This window comes from Aquabacterium sp. A08 (genome assembly GCF_011742065.1).
This window is the reverse complement of the sequence record NZ_JAAQQT010000292.1, coordinates 1-281: the sequence shown is the minus strand read 5'-3', so window position 1 is coordinate 281 and position 281 is coordinate 1. Positions and strand designations below refer to the sequence as shown.

Sequence of the window (281 nt, the reverse complement as noted above, 5' to 3'; positions counted from 1 at the left end):
CTGGTGGAAGACGCCGGCACCACCATGAGCGAAATCGTCAGCAGCGTGCAGCGGGTGACCGACATCATCGGCGAGATCACCGCGGCCGCGGCCGAACAGAGCGACGGCATCGGCCAGGTCAACGTGGCGGTGAACCAGCTCGACCAGATGACCCAGCAGAACGCCGCGCTGGTGGAAGAAAGCGCTGCCGCGGCCGAAAGCCTGCGCGACCAGACCGAGCGCCTGTCGCAGGCGATTGCCGCCTTCCGCACCGGCGACGCCAGCCACAGCCTGGCGCCGGT

1 protein-coding gene is annotated in these 281 nt (G+C 69.0%); it reads left to right on the top strand.

The window, feature by feature from the left end; genetic code table 11:
• Positions 1-281, top strand: a 281-nt coding sequence (locus HA630_RS01660; protein ID WP_243855322.1) for a methyl-accepting chemotaxis protein, incomplete at both ends; no start/stop codon positions are given.